Here is a 15,721-nt window from a genome sequence, read left to right as displayed (position 1 = left end):
AGAAGGGAACGGGCGCATGCCACAGCCGCAGCCCCTGCTCGCCGACCGCGGTTTCTATCTGGGCCCGGCCTTCCGGCGGGCCGCCGACCGGCACGGAGCCGTCTTCGTCACCCTGGACCGGCCGCTCGACGTCAGCCCCGAGCTCGGCGTCGACCTCAGCTACAGCCAACTCGCCGATTTGGTCGAGGAGTTGTCGGCCCGACTGTGGGCGGCCGGAGTGCGACCGTCCGAGCAGGTGGTCGTCCACAAGACGGACAACGTCGACATCGTGCTGCTGACCTGTGCCGTCTCCCGTATCGGCGCGGTCCCCGTGCTGCTGTCCCCCGGCCTCGCCGGACCGGTCGTCGGACAACTGCTGGCCCGGCTGCAGCGCCCCTGGCTGCTCACCGACAGCGCCAAACTCACCGGCCCGCTGAGCGAGTTGGACCTCTCCCCGCTCGTACGCCGAACCCTCTCCGTCGACGCCGTTGCCGATGCCGCCGACGCGCCCGGGGCCGAGCCCCTGGCGATGTACGCGGGTGCCGAGCCCGCCGCCCCCGTCCGCCTCCACCCCCGCGAACCCGCCCTGATCACCCACAGTTCGGGCACCACCGGCATACCCAAGCTCGCCGTGCACTGCGCGAACACCATGTGGAACCGCCTCGTACCGCAGCAGGCGATGGGCTGGCCCACGCGTGGCGAGACGGCCGCGCTTCACATGTCCTTCGTGCACTCGCGCTTCTACCATCTCCTCGGCGTACTCCTGCACTTCGGCAGCCCGCTGCTCCTGATCACCGACCCGACGCCGGCCGCCGTGGGCCCACTGCTCGCCCGCCATCGCCCGGGCATCGTCGAGACCCACCCCAACACCTTCGTGCTGTGGGAGGAGTTGGCGGACGCACCGGGTCAACCCCTCTCGCGCGTACGGTCGTACGGGTCGACGTTCGACGCGATCCATCCGCGTACCGTACGGCGGCTGCTGGGCGCGTCGAAGCGCCGTAACGCCTGGCTGATCCAGCTGTACGGGCAGAGCGAGACCGGGCCGGTCGCGTTCCAGTGGTTCACCCGGCGCAGTGTCGCGAAGGCGGACGGCCGCCGGGTCGGGATCGGGATACCCGGCTTCACCCGGGTCCGGGTCACGGACGACAACGGCCGGCCCGCCGCGCCCGGGAAGCCGGGCCGCATCGAGGCCCGCACGCGTGGGCGCATCCTCACCTACCTCGGAGCGCGCGAGCAGTACCAGCGCCAGCTCGACGGCGACGGGTGGTGGCAAATGGGCGACATGGGGTACCGGAGCAGGCTCGGCGCGCTGTATCTCATCGACCGCGAGGTCGACCAGATCGACTCCGTGCACAGCAATCTGGAGGTCGAGGACACGCTGATGGACCGGCTGGAGGAGCTGCGCGAGGTCGTCATCGTGGCGGGCGCCGACCGTGAGCCGGTGCCGGTGGTGTGCGTACGGGACGAGATGCCGTTGGACCCGGACCGCTGGCGTCAGGCGACCGCCGATCTGCCGACGATGGCCGAGCCCCGTCAGTGGCGGTTCGAGGAGCTGCCGATGACAGCGACGTGGAAGGTGAAACGGGTGGAGATCACCCGCATGCTCGCCGAGGGCGCACGCACATGACACCCCCGGGGCAGGAAGCGGCACAGGGAGCAGAACGGACGGCGGAGCAGGTACTGGTCGTGGGCGCGGGTCCCGTCGGCCTCTCGGCCGCCCTCGGTCTGCGCGCCCACGGGCTGCCCGTCCTCGTTCTGGAGGCGGACCCCGAGGACCGTGAACGCCCGGGCAGCCGCGCCCTGTTCGTGCACCGCGAGACCCTGCGGCTGCTGGACGGGATGCGTCCGGGCCTGGCCGCCGAGTTCGCGTCGTACGGGCGGACATGGCACACCCGGCGCACGCTGTACCGGGGCCGCGAGGTCTACTCCCGCACCTTCCCCGAGCAGCCGAAGGCGCCCGCGAACATCCCGCCCTTCACCAGCCTGCGCCAGGTGGACACCGAGCGCCTGCTGCGGGCCGCCTGCCGGGACGCGGGCGTGGAGTTCGCGTGGGGCGTACGGGTGACGGGCGTCCGGTCCTCGCCGACCGGGGTCACCCTCACCGACTCCGACGGCGGCGTCTGGCGCGGCACCCACGTCGTGGCCGCCGACGGCGCCCGCTCCGCCGTACGGGCGGAGTTGGGGATCACCATGGACGGCACACGGTCCGAGGGCTTCCACGTGGTCGTGGACGTCGCCGACATCCCCGGCGCCGAACTCCCCCTGGAGCGCGTCTTCCACTACGAACACCCGGGCGTGGGCGGCCGGAGCGTGATGCGGGTGCCGTTCACCGGTGGCTTCCAGATCGACCTCCAGTGCCGCGACGACGACCCGCAGGAGGCGTACGGCACTGAGGAGGCCGTACGGCAGTGGCTGCCGTCGGTCCTGGAGGCACCCGGGTACGGGTCGCAGATCCTGTGGGTGTCGACGTACCGCTTTCTGCGCAAGGTCGCGGACGCGTTCACGGACCGGCACCGGCGGGTGCTGCTCGCCGGGGAGGCGGCGCACCTGTTCCCGCCGTTCGGGGCGCGCGGGATGAACAGCGGGATCGCGGACGCGGCTGCCGCGGCGGAGGCGATAGCTGCGGTGGCCCGGACGGGGCTGGTGGGAGCGGTCGCAGAGTTCGCCGAAGTGCGGCACGCCGCGGCCGTGTTCAACAGCGCCGCCGCCGGCAACGCGCTGGACCATCTGCGGCCACGGGGGCGGATCGTCCGGGCCAAGCAGCGCGCGGCGGCGGCACTCGCACCGGTGCTGCCGTGGTGCGGATCGTGGCTGGAGCACGCGCCGTACGGGCCCCGGAACGGGGCACCGGCGGTGGCGGGCCGCAAGTACTGACCGAGGTATCAAGAAAAGCAAGAAAGAGCACTTGATGACGCGAACAGCAACACAACCAGCAGCCACGGAAGGGCTGTTGGCGTGGTCGCCGCGCCGGGGCCTGACCGGGCCGGACGCACAGAGCTACGTGCCGACCGTCGGTGAGCGACTGGTGGTCGCCGACTCCTGGCTGCTGCGCGACGGCCGGGTACGCGGCCTCGGCCGGCACCGGGAGCGTTTCCTGCGGGCGTGCGGCGACTCCGGCGGTCCCTCGCTGCGCCAACTGGTGGACTTCTGGCGGGACATGACCGTCGCGCTGCCGCGCACCGGGGAGTGGTTCCCCCGGGTCGAACTAGGCGCCGAGTCAAGGGAGTTGAGGCTCCTTCTCCGCCACGCACCACCGCTCGGCACGGGCGTACGGGTCTGGTCGGCCGGCCAGACCGACCCGCGCACCGTCCCCCGCCGCAAGGGCCCCGACCTGGACATCCTGGCCCGACTCCGGCAACGGGCGGTCGCCGAGGGCGCGGACGAGGCGGTGCTGATCGCCCCCTCGGGCCTGGTCCTGGAGGGCATCCACTCCAGCGTCCTGTGGTGGGAGGACGACACCCTGTGCATGCCCTCGCCGCAGCTCCCCGTCCTGGCCGGAGTCACCGTCGCCCTCATCCAGGAACGCGCCCAGCGCACCGGCATCCGCGTCGCCCACCGCGAACGCACCCTCGCCGATCTGGACGGCCGCGAGGTGTGGCTCGTGAACGCGCTGCACGGAATCCGCCCGGTGACGGAATGGACGGGCGGAACTCAGCCGCTTATGCGGGCGGGGCGCGCAGTGCGGGCCGCTGAATGGCGGCAATGGCTGGAGGGCTTGACGGAGCCGCTGCAATAACCGAAAGGTAAGAAAAAAGAAGGGGTAGGGGGAGGGTGATGCGAATTCACCGTCCCCCTACCCCTTCATGTCTGTATCTGAATTCAGCTGCTCTTCCGAACCGGCTGATAACCGCCGGGAACCATCCGCGTCGCGATGGCGATCCGGTTGTACGCGTTGATGACGGTGGCCGCCCAGATCAGCGCGGCGACCTGTGCCTCGTCGAAGACGGAGGCGGCCTCGGCGTAGACGTCGTCGGGGACGTGCCCGTCGTGCACCAGGGTCACTGCCTCGGTCAACGCCAGTGCGGCGCGCTCCCGTTCGGTGAAGAAGGGGGTCTCCCGCCAGGCGTTCAGGGCGTAGATCCGCTGCTCGGTCTCGCCCTGGGCGCGGGCGTCCTTGGTGTGCATGTCGAGGCAGAACGCGCAGCCGTTGAGCTGGGAGGCGCGAATCCTGATCAGTTCCAGGAGTTCGGGCTCGACCTTGGCATCCTGCGCGGCGGAAACGGCGGCGCCGTGCAGCGCGCCCATCGAGGCGGAGACCTCGGGGGTGATTTTCTTGAGGGCGACTCGGGATATGGGTTCAGTGATGGTCATGGGATTACTGTATACGCTGAAAAGTACTCCGGGATCAGCAAGCTGAAGGAACTGACGGAAAATATCGGAAACGGAATAGGAGCCGACGTGACAGAGCACAGCAGTACGGGTGGGCACACTGCGGCTCTCCGCCGTACAGATCCTCATGCCGGTCGACGGGCTCGACGCCTCGTCACGTCCGCCGTACGCGACCGTGCTGTCCATGCGCACGGTCGACTGGTTCGCCGAGCGCGATCCGCGAGCGCGGACACTTGTGGAGGTCGGCGTCAGCAGCGGTCGCGACCCCTCTGTCCTCGCTGTCGCGAAGCAACTCACCGACGACCTGGGTTGCCTGGGCCAGGACGTGTTCGTGTGCGAGTCCCACGACGTCACCGGCGGAGGCGTCACGGAACCGGCCCTCGCCCCGCCGTTCCACGACAGCTTCTGGAACGGCCCGGCCGTGCATGGCGTGGTGCTGCGCGGAGAACTCGCCGAGTGGTCGTGCGACGCGATCGGCTGGCTGGCGGAGGTCGTCGCCGACTCCGCCGCCCGGCTCGGCGTCCGTGCGCCACTCCTGGTCACTGTCAGGCCGGCCCCGTCAACAGGCTGACCGGCGGGGGCTCCCAGACCGCGTAGTCCGTGAACGTACGGAGGCCCGCCCCGGTAGACCTCCCTACTCGCTCACCCCTCCACCGTGCCCTTTTTCGCCTGCTTCCTCTCGCGCGCCACCCGTCGCCGCTCCTCCTCCGCCTCCCAGCGGCTCTTCAACTCCATGCTGCGTTGGCTGAGTTGGACGGGCTCGTCGTCCTCTTCCTTCCACAGGCCCTGTTCCTTGAGCCGGCGTGTCTGCACGTCGACGGGCGGTTCGGGGTCGAAGTCGGAGGGGCGCGGGCCCTCGGGGCCGTCGGGGCCGACCCTGATCAGGCGCTCGACCCGGGTGACGCGGTAGCGGATGCCGTCGACAGTCGCGCCGTTGGAACGCTTCTCGTCGACGTGGTCGGCGATCAGGGCGTACTCCGCTGCCTTCTCCTCACTCAGCCTCAGGGTGAAGGGGGCCATCACGCGCAGCCAGTAGGCCAGGGAGTCCCGCGCGCCCTGGGGTGTGGAGTCGGAGGAGCCGGGGTTGTGCGCACGCCAACTCCCGTCCACCCGCTCGGAGATCATGTAGACGGCGGGCAGCAGGACCCCGCCCGGGTGCGTGTGGAGTGCCCGTCGCGCCTCGTCCCGGACCGCCTGCGGTGCGCCGGGCGCGATGCCGACGAACTGGATGAGGTCCAGTTTGAGGATGCCGTCGGACAGCCCGGTACCGGTGATGGGGTCGACCACGAAACCCTTGGTGCGCGGTCCCACCCGGTACGCCTCGCCGACCTCCGCCGGGTCGGGGTCGGAGGGGCGGGGCGGCTCGGGCCCGTTCGGCCCCATCCGGACGAAGCGGGAGGCGCGCACGATCCGGAATCGCTCGCCGCGCACCCGCACGTCGTTCACGACCTCCCGGTCCATGCGTACCGCCGCCGCCATCCACTTGCGCCGGGCGACCTCGTCCCCGGCGTCCTCCGCCTCGCTGGCGCGCAGCCGGAACACCGAGCCGAGGGAGTCCCGGGAGCCCTGCGGGGTGTCGCTGCCGTAGCCGTAGAGCTCCCAGCCGCCTGTCTCACACTCCCTGGCATGGAAGAACTCCGGGATGCCCAGCCCCATCAGGTCGGGATACCGCCGCGCGGCCTCCCCCGCCTCCTGCTCCGCGAAGGCCGCGATCGGGCCCTCCTGGGCGGTGACACGGATCGTCAGATACGCCGGAACATCATCCCTGTAGTCGGTCATGCACTGAGCGTGCACACAACGGCCCTGCCAGACACCCGATTTCACCGAATTCAGGGGGTCTCAGCTGTGGAATCCTGTGGAATCCACACTCCGTCAGTCCTGTCCCACCTCGTCGCAGGCGCCGAAGGGCGGGCAGAACCAGGCCAACGCCGTGTTGAGGAGTTCCAGTTCGTCGTCGCGGCCGTCCGAGTCCGGGCCGTACGCGGCGATGGCGTAGATGTTGCTGTCCGAGGCCACGAAACGCTCGTCGTAGACGTGCCAGGTGCCGGGGTCGGGTTCGCCCCGTATCGAGTCGGCCAGATACTCCAGCCGGGATCCCGTGAAGGTGCCGTCGTCGAGGGTCTCCAGGCCGAGCTTCGCGAAACCGGGCGCCTTCGCCGTCTCGTCCGAGAGATACAGCTCGAACGACTCGGCCGGCGACGGCTCCGACACCTGGTACACCTGAATCCGGCGGGCGCGGTCCGAACTGCGGTAGTTGACCACACGGATGCCGTACGAGGAGTCCACCGTGGTGCGTGTCCACCCCTGGGGGAGTGCGATCCGGAAGCCCTCCTGGTCCGCGTACACCGCGTAGCCGACGGGCGGTTCGGACGCGAACGCGGACACGGAGGGCGAGGCCGTGCCCTCGGCGGGCGACCCGGTCATGTCCGTCGGCTCCGACGTGACGGGCGTCGGGGATGTCGGGGACGCCGTGGACTCGTGGGCCGTGGTCGTCCGTTTGTCCTTGTCGTCGTCTCCGCGGCCGACCAGGAAGGTCAGCACCAGGCTCGCGGCGACGGCGACGACGGCAGCGCCGATGAGCACGGACCGCATGAGCCGCCGTCTCTGGCCACCGGTGCCTACGGGCGCGGCGGGCGGACCGGCGGGCGGCCAGGACGCGTTCGCCCCCTCACCGGAAGGAGGGCGGCCGACGTCGTCCGCCGTGGCCTCTCCAAAAGTCGGCGTCGGCCAGACGCCCTGCGCTGCGGCTCCCGGCCACCCGACGGGCGCGGACACCGTGGGCGCCTCGGCCGGCGCGGGCGCAGGCGGCCACTCACCCGCACTCGCACCCGCCGGATCGGCTGCCGGTGGCCCGGACACCGACGCGTCGTCCGATCCCGCCGGTCCCGGTCCCGGTCCCGGTCCCGGGCCGGTCGGCAGGAAGTTCGGTCGAGGTGGTGGTGGTGGAGTCGTCTGAGCGCCGCCGTGGCTCCCGGTGTCCTCCCAGCGCTGGGTCTCCTCGTTCCAGTACCGCGATCCCCCGCTCATCGTGGTCCCCTCACATCCCCAGGAGGGCCGCCACGGCACCGGCCGAGGCGAGCACGTTCAGCAGGGTCTGGGAGTCGGTGAGCAGCTCCCGCAGTCTTTCCCGGCGCGTGGGAGCCGCCCGGCCGGTGCGGGTGATCTCCTCCTCCGTCTCCGCCAGGGCCGTACTCAGTGCCTCCGTCTCCTCGCTGGCGCGCACCCGCGTCAGGTCGGCGCGCAACTCGCGTACCGCCTTCAGGAGTTCCTCGGCCGCCTCGTCGCGCTGGGGAGCCGTGCCGTGGTGGGCGACGGCACGCGCGTGGCTGCCGACGGCGAAGGTGCTGTGCGAGACATCACCGATGCTGACGCTCGGTTCGTTCGGTGCATTCAGTTCGTTCGGTGAGTTCAGTTCGTTCGGTTCATCAGTGGCCATCGGTGCCGGATCCCGTCTGCGGCGCGGCGCCGCCGGTCGTGGAGGAGGCAGTGGCGTTACTGCCGATAGCGAAGGTGCTGTTGTCGACGCGGGCGAAATTGTTCGTCACGTCGCCGTTGTTGTTGATGGTGGTGATCTTCTGCATGAACTCGCCGGTCTGGTAACCGGATTCGGCCAGCGCGATCCGCACCCCGTTCGCCACCCGGTCCTGCACGTTCTTCAGGTAGCGCAGGACGTCCATCTCCTGGAAGTCGGACCCGAGGGGTACGGAGCCCAGCTCCCGCACGGACAGGCTCGGCCCGTCGGGCAGCGCCCCTGCGTACCCGCCGGTCAGCAGCCGCCAGACGTACAGCAGGCCCTTGCCGAGCGTCACCAGTGAGCGGGCCACGGAGCCGGGGACCTGCGCGACGGCCCAGGCGCCCTTGCCGAGCGCGTTGTTGTGGCGGAAGCGGTGTGCGGCGCGGTCGGCGTTCTTGAAGTCCTCGCGCACCGGCGTCAGGACGTGCGGGGCGACCTCCAGGGTGAGCATGCGGCCCTGGGTATGGATGCGCACGAAGACCGTGACGACCAGCTCCTCCTCCCAGCCGCCGACGCGGATGCGCAGGAAATGACGTCTCTTCTCGGCACCCTCCTCCACCGCGCGCGCCCGGTGATCCTCGAAAGCCTGCGGGTTGTACGGCGCCTCGTCGCGCCGCAGGATCCCCTCGGCGGGCAGGAACACGCACTCGTCGATCTCCAGCCGGCGCAGCCGGTCCCGCCCGAGCTGACCGGCGTACTCAGCGGGCAGCCGCAGCTGTTCGATCAGCGGCCGGATCTTCTCCAGTACGACTCGGTTGCCGAGCGGCTGCTGCTTCTTCATCGCGTCGGGCCGCAACTCCACGGCGAGGACCCACGTCTGGTAGGCCGCGCCCGCCCCTCGGAACGGCCGCGCCTCGTTATACATGATCAACGGCGCGTGCTGTTCGAGCCGGATACGGTCCTTCAGCCGCTGGAACCGCAGCCCCTCGGCCTGCTCGGCCGGGTCCGAGGCGGCGTCCGGGAAGCGCTGCGGGGACAGTTCCGCGGCCAGCGCCTTGGCGAACTGGCCCCGCTGCGCGGCCACGCACAGCGCGATCAGGGCGAACATCGCGAACGTGATCCAGGCCTGCCAGGGGTTGATCAGGCTGTCGACGTTGTCGCTGGACGGCACCAGTACGTCGGACGCGCTCGGCGAGTCGGAGAAGGCGTTGCCGCCGTAGAGGCCGGAGTCGTACGAACCGGAGGACGAGCCGCTCGACGAGTCGTTGTCGAGGACGCCGAACGCGACGGCCGCCGTGAGGAGCAGTAGCACCGCGAACAGGAACCGGCCCCACCAGCGGAGCAGGAAGGCGGGCACCCGCCGGTACAGGGGCGGGTACGCGGCACGGCCCCGGATCCAGGACCCGACCGCGATGTACACGACGGGAAGCAGGAAGAGGGCCAGCAGACCGCCGGTCAGCGCCGCGCCGATCACCCACAGCCCCAGGATCGCCCCGGCCCACATCAGCTCCTGGCGTCTGGCCCGCAGGGCGTGCGCGAGGACGCGGGCCGCGTCGAAGCCGAGTGAGGGCGCCACGATCCGCTGTTCGTTGAGGTGCAGTTCCTCGATGACCCGGTCGCGGTATCCGGAGTCCAGATAGGTGCCGGCGCACAGCAGCCGGGTGGCCTCACTGGCGTGCGGTGGTGTGGGCGCCGGTGCGGGTGGTACGGCTGGTGTCGGCTGTGGTTGCTGCGGCACGTGTGCGGTACTCACGCGACTCCCCCGATGCGTGTAACGGCCCTTACAAAAGGGCCAGTTGACAGCCCATCAGCATAGAGGTACGGACGTTCCGGGGACAGCGGATTGTCAGGGCCGACGGGCCCCGCTCACGAAGGCGGAGGCGGCGCGGGCGGAGCCGGACACACCCGAGCCCCGTCCGGCCGAAGCCTGAACGGGGCTCGTGAGAAGAGCTGTTGGGGCTCAGATGAGGCCGAGGCCGCGCACCGCGTCGCGCTCCTCCGCCAGCTCCTGCACCGAGGCGTCGATACGGGCGCGGGAGAACTCGTTGATGTCCAGGCCCTGGACGATCTCGTACACGCCGTCCTTCGTGGTGACCGGGAAGGAGGAGATGAGGCCCGCCGGGACGCCGTACGAGCCGTCGGACGGGATACCCATGGAGGTCCAGTCGCCGTCGGCCGTGCCGTTGACCCAGGTGTGGATGTGGTCGATGGCAGCGTTGGCGGCGGAGGCGGCCGAGGACGCGCCACGGGCCTCGATGATCGCGGCGCCACGCTTGGCGACGGTAGGGATGAAGTCCTCGGCGAGCCACTTCTCGTCGCTGACGACCTCGGCGGCGTTCTTGCCGCCGACGGTGGCGTGGAAGATGTCGGGGTACTGGGTGGCGGAGTGGTTGCCCCAGATCGTCAGGCGCTTGATGTCGGCGACCGTCGAGCCCGTCTTCTTCGCGAGCTGCGTGAGCGCGCGGTTGTGGTCGAGGCGGGTCATCGCGGTGAAGCGCTCGGCCGGTACGTCCGGAGCGGCGGCCTGGGCGATCAACGCGTTGGTGTTGGCCGGGTTGCCGACGACGAGGACCTTGATGTCGTCCGCGGCGTTGTCGTTGATGGCCTTGCCCTGGGGCTTGAAGATGCCGCCGTTGGCCGACAGGAGGTCACCGCGCTCCATGCCCTTGGTGCGCGGGCGGGCGCCCACCAGGAGGGCGACGTTGGCGCCGTCGAAGGCTACGTTCGCGTCGTCCGTGATGTCGATGCCCTGGAGCAGCGGGAAGGCGCAGTCGTCCAGCTCCATCGCGGTGCCCTCGGCGGCCTTGAGCGCCGGGGTGATCTCCAGGAGGCGGAGCCTGACCGGCACGTCCGCGCCGAGCAACTGGCCGGAGGCGATGCGGAAGAGCAGGGCGTAACCGATCTGGCCGGCCGCGCCGGTGACGGTGACGTTCACGGGAGTGCGGGTCATGGCGTTCTCCGTAGGACAGCTGGCGGTGGGGCGTCGCTGCCCCGGTTCGGATGATCGATCTCTTGGCGTCAAGAGAGATCCGCCGTCAGGCTATCGCGCATCCGGGATCCCGGATGTACGGGTCCCGTGTGGCCCACCCCACAGAGCCGAGTTCGCGGAGTCGCGTTCGCCGTGCGCGTTCAGGGTGTCACGGCAAACGACGGCCGCTCGTCCGGGGGGGGAGAGGGGACGAGCGGCCGTCGCACGGGGACCGACCTTGCCGGACTCCGCGGGGGTACTTCCCCGCCTGCCCCGAATCGGGCCGGGCATTCCCCTCGTACGGCGATTCCGCGAGTCCGCGATTCCGTACGAGGGGAGGGTGCCCTGGGCCCGCGCCCCACTGGGTGCGGACCTACTGCGTACAGCCTTACTGCGTGCAGCCCTTCTGCCCGGTCGCCTTGAGCGTGACGCACGCCGTCGCGTCGCCCGCGTCCTTCACGGCCACCATCGGCGTGTACGCGTCGGTGTCCGTGTCGACCGCGCCGGCCTGCTTGGCCGCGCCGGAGGCGGTGACGTCGACCTGGTCGCCCGGGGCGGCCTGTGTGATGCGCGCCCACGCCGCCTGGCAGGTCTTGCTGTAGCGGACCTCGACAAGTGTGGTGCCGACGGTGACGCTGTTGGCGGTCTGCGCCAGCTCGCCGCCGCAGCCCATGTTCTCCGGGTCCTTGCCGGTGCACGCGGCGCCGCTGCACTTCACACCGACCGGCAGGTCGGGATTCGTGCCGACCGAGGTGGTCGGAGAGGCGCTCGGCTTGCTCGCCTCCGGCGTGTCGTCGCCCTGATTTGTGAAGAACCAGGCCGCCGCGACCACCACCGACGCTCCCACAACGCCCGCGAGGAACATCGTGAGCCGCCGCTTGCGCCGCGAACCGCCGGATCCGCCGCTGCCGGCCGGCCGGGCGTCCTGCGGCGGTTCGCCGCGCGCCCCCGTGGGCGTACCGGGAGTCCAGGGCGGCGCGCTCGGAAATCCCGAGGCCCCGGAGGATCCGGCCGGTCCCGAGGGCGAGGCCGGGCGCCCCCCGGCGCCACCTCTCGCCGCCGGTCCCTGGTACCCGGCCATGCCCCACGAGTTGCTCTCGGCCGAGACGGAACCCGACGAACTCGCGGAACTCACCGAGCCGCCGGAAACACCGCCGCGTGCCGCGCCGGCCCGCACGTCGCCCGCCGAGTCGCGGGTCTCCGTGGCCGTCGGCTGCGGCGGCACGGTCGGTGAGACGCCGGCGGGTCCGGCGATTCCCGGAGTCACCGTCGCGCTCCGGGCGGACCGCCCGCTCTTGCCGCTCCCGTTCTTCGTCTCGACGGCTGTCGCCCCGAACTCCCCCAGCGCGGCGCGCGCCTGCGAGATCCGGATTGCCTCCATCGTCATGTCGTGGCGCATCTCCGAGCGGCTCCAGGCGCGCTCGGCCAGCTCCCACATCGTGGTCAGGTGCACAGGATTGGTACCGGTGACCTCGGCAAGCGCGACGATCGCACCCTTGGGCGCGAGCAGCCGGCCGTTGAGATAACGCTCCCACGACGTCTTGCTGTAGCCCGTGCGGTCGGCCAGCGCCGCGATGTTCAGGCCGCTGCGGTCCACGAGCCTGCGCAGCTGGCTCGCGAACTCCCTGACCTGCGGATCCAGTTCATCCGGCAAGGCCCTCCAACGAGGCATTGCTTCCCCCTCATTCCCCCCGGTCGTGCCGGTTGTTCTCCCGTGCGTGGTGGTGCCGTGGATCCCTTGGCCGAATCCTTTTCCTGACTGTCCTGACTACCCACACGGATGCGCCCAGTAAGGATCTCGGTTCCCGGGGTGGGGGCGCACAGGAGCATTGTCGGGCCTGAAGGTGCACCGTTGCACGCCCCCGGCCTACGGTCCAGTGTTCCACCGACAGCCCCCACGGCCGACCGAACCCCTGGATAACGCGCGGGACACCCCGGACCACCCCGATTGACCACATTAACCCTGTCGCGTTGCGCCCCGGTTGCGGTTCCTCGAACTTATCGACACATCGCCCCACAGAAAGCACAAGAACGGTCACTTCGGACGCATGGATGTCACATTCCCTCAACACCGTCAACCAAAAGCGACAGCGCCGACCACAGAGACGAGCGCGAGCACCAGCACGAGGAGTACGGCGACGAGCAGCACCCGCCGCGACGAGTCCACGGGCCTCTCACCGGAGACCCCGGAGACCCCTGCGGACCCGGTCCCGGACTCCACCCACCACGGAAGGGTGGGCACCTCCTCCTCGTACACCCCGTCCGCCCCGTCCACCCCGTCCTGCCGCTCCGGCTTCGCCGGATCCGGGGCCGACGGCCGGGGCCAGGCCTGCACCGCCAGCTCCCAGCGGACGCCGAAGCGCTCGGCGTCGGCAGGGGTGAGGCCCGCGACCCGGCACAGGGCGGCTATCGCCTGCCGAGGCGGCGGCTGGGTCGCGTTGAGGTACCGCTGCCAGGAGGACTTGCTGTAGGCGGTGCGCGCGCCCAGCGCGGCGAGGCTGAGCCCGGTGCGGTCCTTGAGGAGCCGCACCTGCTCGACGAAGTGCCGCACCTCCGGCGGCAGATCGTCCGGCAGCGGCTGCCAGGCGCTCATCGCGCGTCCTCCTAGGCGTTCGTCGGCCGGTCCGAGGCATTTGACGACGTCAGAGGGTGCAACGGTTCCCGCCGGGCCGAAGTACGGTCTACGGCCCTACCCGCCCTGGCTGCTGATCGTGTAGTGCAGCGTGTCGTCCAGGAACGGGATCGTCAGCCACGGCCTCGGCTGCGCCATCATCGCCAGCAGCACGATGGCCGTACCCAGCACCGTGTACGTGACCATGTCCGTGAACCGGGACCGTACGGCGAGCATCCCGACGTCCGGCACCACCCAGCGCAGCACCGCGCCGGCCAGCAGCGCGGCCCCGATCAGCAGCAGCCCGTACCGGAACACGTCGAGCGCGGTCATCAGGAGCCCGATCCCGACCGTGCCCAGCACGACGAGGATCGGCCACTGCCGAACGGGCGCCGGCGCGTCCCCCGAAGCCGCCCGGCCGCCTCCCTCGGGTCGCGCGGTGTCCCGCGTGAAGAGGGGGAAGCGACGCGTCGTACGCCGGGGACGCCCCTCGGCGTCCGGCGCGCTGACGGGGTCGACGACAGTGGGCTCGGGCACCTCACCCGATGCCGGCGCGGACGCCGACGCGGGCTCCGCCCGCCTGTCCTCCGCCTCAGCCGACACTGCGCTCCGCCGCCTCGACCACGTTGACGAGCAGCTGGGCGCGGGTCATCGGGCCGACCCCGCCGGGGTTCGGGGAGATCCAGGCGGCGACCTCGGCGACGCCCGGGTGAACGTCGCCCACGATCTTGCCCTCGTCGTTGCGCGAGACACCGACGTCGAGGACGGCGGCGCCCGGCTTCACGTCCTCGGGACGGACGAGGTGGGGCGAGCCCGCGGCGGCGACGATGATGTCGGCGCGGCGGAGATGGGCGGCCAGGTCACGCGTACCCGTGTGGCACTGCGTCACCGTCGCGTTCTCACTGCGCCGGGTCAGGAGCAGCGGCATCGTGCGGCCGATGGTGACACCGCGGCCGACGACCACGACCTCCGCGCCCTTGATCTCGACGCCGTGGCGACGGAGCAGGGCGAGGATGCCGTTGGGGGTGCAGGGCAGCGGGGCCGGCTCGTTCAGGACGAGGCGGCCGAGGTTCATCGGGTGGAGGCCGTCCGCGTCCTTGTCGGGGTCCATCAGTTCGAGGACGCGGTTCTCGTCGATGCCCTTGGGGAGGGGCAGCTGGACGATGTAGCCGGTGCAGGCGGGGTCCTCGTTCAGCTCGCGGACCGCCGCCTCGATCTCCTCCTGGGTGGCCGTGGCGGGCAGTTCGCGCTGGATGGAGGCGATGCCCACCTGCGCGCAGTCGCGGTGCTTGCCCGCGACGTACTTCTGGCTGCCGGGGTCTTCCCCGACGAGGATCGTGCCGAGGCCGGGCGTGACGCCCTTCTCCTTCAGCGCCGCCACGCGGGCGGTCAGATCGGACTTGATCGCGGCTGCGGTGGCCTTGCCATCGAGAATCTGGGCGGTCATGGCCCCATCCTCGCGGATGACCGCCTCCGGGTTCCAATCAGGGTTCCGATCCGGGTGCCGATCCGGGTGCCGATCCGGGTGCCCAGCGCCGTACCCGCATGATCACAGATGTTGCACTTGCACAACACAAGCACAATGCGGCTGGACAAGAACAAGCGAACAAAGAACGATAAAGCGACAGGCAGCACAGTGCCGCGGGCAGGGCCGGGGGGCGGACCGCATCTGTACATCACCTTCCTCCGTTCGGTGCCTCGCGTCGTCCCCGCACTTGACGCATACGGAGGAACCCCCGCCATGAGTTTCGGCGACCCGAACAACCCCTACGGCCCGCCCCAGCAGCAGCCCCAGCAGCCTGCGCCCGGTTACGGCTACCCCCAGGAGACCCCGCCCCAGCAGCCCGGCTACGGCTACCCGTCGGCCCCGCCGCTCGGCCAGCAGGGGTACGGGCAGCCTGGCTACGGGCAGCAGGGCTACGGCGGCTACCCGGGCGGCCCGCTCACGATGCCGGGCAATGTGAAGGCCGCCCGCGTGATGCTCTTCGTCATCGCGGGCTTCCAGGTGCTCGGCGCCATCCTCATCGCGCTGTCCGCGGTCGCGATCCACGCGGCGAAGAACGACAAGCAGCTCAAGGACGACGTCGACTTCCAGCAGCTCGCCGACTACTCGGCCGGCGCCCTGTGGGCCATCACCCTGTTCGCCGTCGCCTGGGGCGTCTTCGCGATCGTCCTGGGCGCGAAGTTCGGCAGCGGCGGCAGCGGCATCCGGATCACCACCATGGTGTTCGCGATCATCACCGCCGTACTCGGCATCTACCCGTTCATCGTCGTCGGCCTGATCCACACCGTGCTCGGCATCCTCGTCGCGGTGTTCGTCGGCAAGTCCGAGGGCGCGGCCTGGTTCGGCCGGGCGAAGTACCCGGCGGCCCACCAGTAG

16 protein-coding genes are annotated in these 15,721 nt (G+C 70.7%); 6 read left to right on the top strand and 10 right to left on the bottom strand.

Going from position 1 to position 15,721, the window contains the following annotated elements:
• Positions 1-16 precede the first annotated feature (16 nt).
• The 3 genes from G3I56_RS07000 to G3I56_RS06990 are packed head-to-tail and all read left to right on the top strand — an operon-like array spanning position 17 to position 3,715.
• Positions 17-1,606: an AMP-binding protein gene (locus tag G3I56_RS07000; protein WP_164407995.1), complete on the top strand. Its 1,590-nt coding sequence runs from the start codon at positions 17-19 to the stop codon at positions 1,604-1,606.
• Positions 1,603-2,853 (top strand): FAD-dependent monooxygenase, encoded by a 1,251-nt coding sequence (locus G3I56_RS06995; RefSeq protein ID WP_164407994.1) that lies wholly within the window; start codon positions 1,603-1,605, stop codon positions 2,851-2,853. The genes G3I56_RS07000 and G3I56_RS06995 overlap by 4 nt, the downstream gene beginning before the upstream one ends.
• A 34-nt stretch (positions 2,854-2,887) precedes the next feature.
• The gene (locus tag G3I56_RS06990) at positions 2,888-3,715 is read left to right on the top strand and encodes an aminotransferase class IV (RefSeq protein WP_164407993.1); all 828 of its coding nucleotides are present in this window, start codon (positions 2,888-2,890) and stop codon (positions 3,713-3,715) included.
• Positions 3,716-3,798: 83 nt separating this feature from the next.
• Here the strand turns inward: G3I56_RS06990 and G3I56_RS06985 are convergent, their stop codons facing one another.
• Complete coding sequence (locus tag G3I56_RS06985) at positions 3,799-4,290, bottom strand: carboxymuconolactone decarboxylase family protein (protein ID WP_164407992.1); 492 nt, start codon at positions 4,288-4,290, stop codon at positions 3,799-3,801.
• A 109-nt stretch (positions 4,291-4,399) separates the two neighbouring features.
• Here G3I56_RS06985 and G3I56_RS06980 point away from each other — a divergent pair, with 109 nt between their 5' ends.
• Entirely contained in the window at positions 4,400-4,879 is a 480-nt protein-coding gene (locus G3I56_RS06980; protein ID WP_164407991.1) for a hypothetical protein, read from the top strand.
• 71 nt (positions 4,880-4,950) lie between these two features.
• On the opposite strand, the gene G3I56_RS06975 is transcribed toward G3I56_RS06980, so the two are convergent.
• A complete protein-coding gene (locus G3I56_RS06975; RefSeq protein WP_164407990.1) occupies positions 4,951-6,087 on the bottom strand; it encodes a DUF5954 family protein in 1,137 nt (378 codons plus the stop codon).
• 93 nt (positions 6,088-6,180) lie between these two features.
• Positions 6,181-6,900, bottom strand: a complete 720-nt coding sequence (locus G3I56_RS06970) for a hypothetical protein (protein WP_164407989.1) — start codon at positions 6,898-6,900, stop codon at positions 6,181-6,183.
• Between G3I56_RS06970 and G3I56_RS06965 the strand changes: the two genes are divergently transcribed.
• Positions 6,899-7,264, top strand: coding sequence for a hypothetical protein (locus G3I56_RS06965; RefSeq protein ID WP_164407988.1), 366 nt, complete (start codon positions 6,899-6,901; stop codon positions 7,262-7,264). The genes G3I56_RS06970 and G3I56_RS06965 overlap by 2 nt on opposite strands.
• 81 nt (positions 7,265-7,345) lie before the next feature.
• Here G3I56_RS06965 and G3I56_RS06960 read toward each other — a convergent pair whose 3' ends face one another.
• From G3I56_RS06960 to G3I56_RS06930, 7 genes are all read right to left on the bottom strand, one after another.
• Positions 7,346-7,744 (bottom strand): hypothetical protein, encoded by a 399-nt coding sequence (locus G3I56_RS06960; RefSeq protein ID WP_164407987.1) that lies wholly within the window; start codon positions 7,742-7,744, stop codon positions 7,346-7,348.
• The gene (locus G3I56_RS06955) at positions 7,734-9,515 is read right to left on the bottom strand and encodes a hypothetical protein (RefSeq protein WP_164407986.1); all 1,782 of its coding nucleotides are present in this window, start codon (positions 9,513-9,515) and stop codon (positions 7,734-7,736) included. Before G3I56_RS06955 ends, G3I56_RS06960 begins: the two co-directional genes overlap by 11 nt.
• Positions 9,516-9,722: 207 nt before the next feature.
• Positions 9,723-10,712 carry a malate dehydrogenase gene (locus G3I56_RS06950; RefSeq protein WP_164407985.1) on the bottom strand — a complete coding sequence of 330 codons (990 nt, stop codon included), beginning with the start codon at positions 10,710-10,712 and terminating at the stop codon, positions 9,723-9,725.
• A gap of 406 nt (positions 10,713-11,118) precedes the next feature.
• Positions 11,119-12,402, bottom strand: a complete 1,284-nt coding sequence (locus tag G3I56_RS06945; RefSeq protein ID WP_164407984.1) for an XRE family transcriptional regulator — start codon at positions 12,400-12,402, stop codon at positions 11,119-11,121.
• 402 nt (positions 12,403-12,804) lie between these two features.
• On the bottom strand, positions 12,805-13,323 hold the full coding sequence (locus G3I56_RS06940; protein WP_164407983.1) for a helix-turn-helix transcriptional regulator: 519 nt from the start codon (positions 13,321-13,323) through the stop codon (positions 12,805-12,807).
• A gap of 96 nt (positions 13,324-13,419) precedes the next feature.
• The gene (locus G3I56_RS06935; protein WP_164407982.1) at positions 13,420-13,878 is read right to left on the bottom strand and encodes a DUF3017 domain-containing protein; all 459 of its coding nucleotides are present in this window, start codon (positions 13,876-13,878) and stop codon (positions 13,420-13,422) included.
• Between the two features lie 55 nt (positions 13,879-13,933).
• Positions 13,934-14,788: a bifunctional methylenetetrahydrofolate dehydrogenase/methenyltetrahydrofolate cyclohydrolase gene (locus tag G3I56_RS06930; protein ID WP_164407981.1), complete on the bottom strand. Its 855-nt coding sequence runs from the start codon at positions 14,786-14,788 to the stop codon at positions 13,934-13,936.
• Between the two features lie 294 nt (positions 14,789-15,082).
• Here G3I56_RS06930 and G3I56_RS06925 point away from each other — a divergent pair, with 294 nt between their 5' ends.
• Positions 15,083-15,721 carry a hypothetical protein gene (locus G3I56_RS06925; RefSeq protein WP_164407980.1) on the top strand — a complete coding sequence of 213 codons (639 nt, stop codon included), beginning with the start codon at positions 15,083-15,085 and terminating at the stop codon, positions 15,719-15,721.

The sequence above is a fragment of the Streptomyces sp. SID12488 genome (genome assembly GCF_010548275.1).
GTDB lineage: Bacteria > Actinomycetota > Actinomycetes > Streptomycetales > Streptomycetaceae > Streptomyces.
Note: the sequence above shows the minus strand (reverse complement) of the source record. Positions and strands in the feature narration are given on the sequence as shown.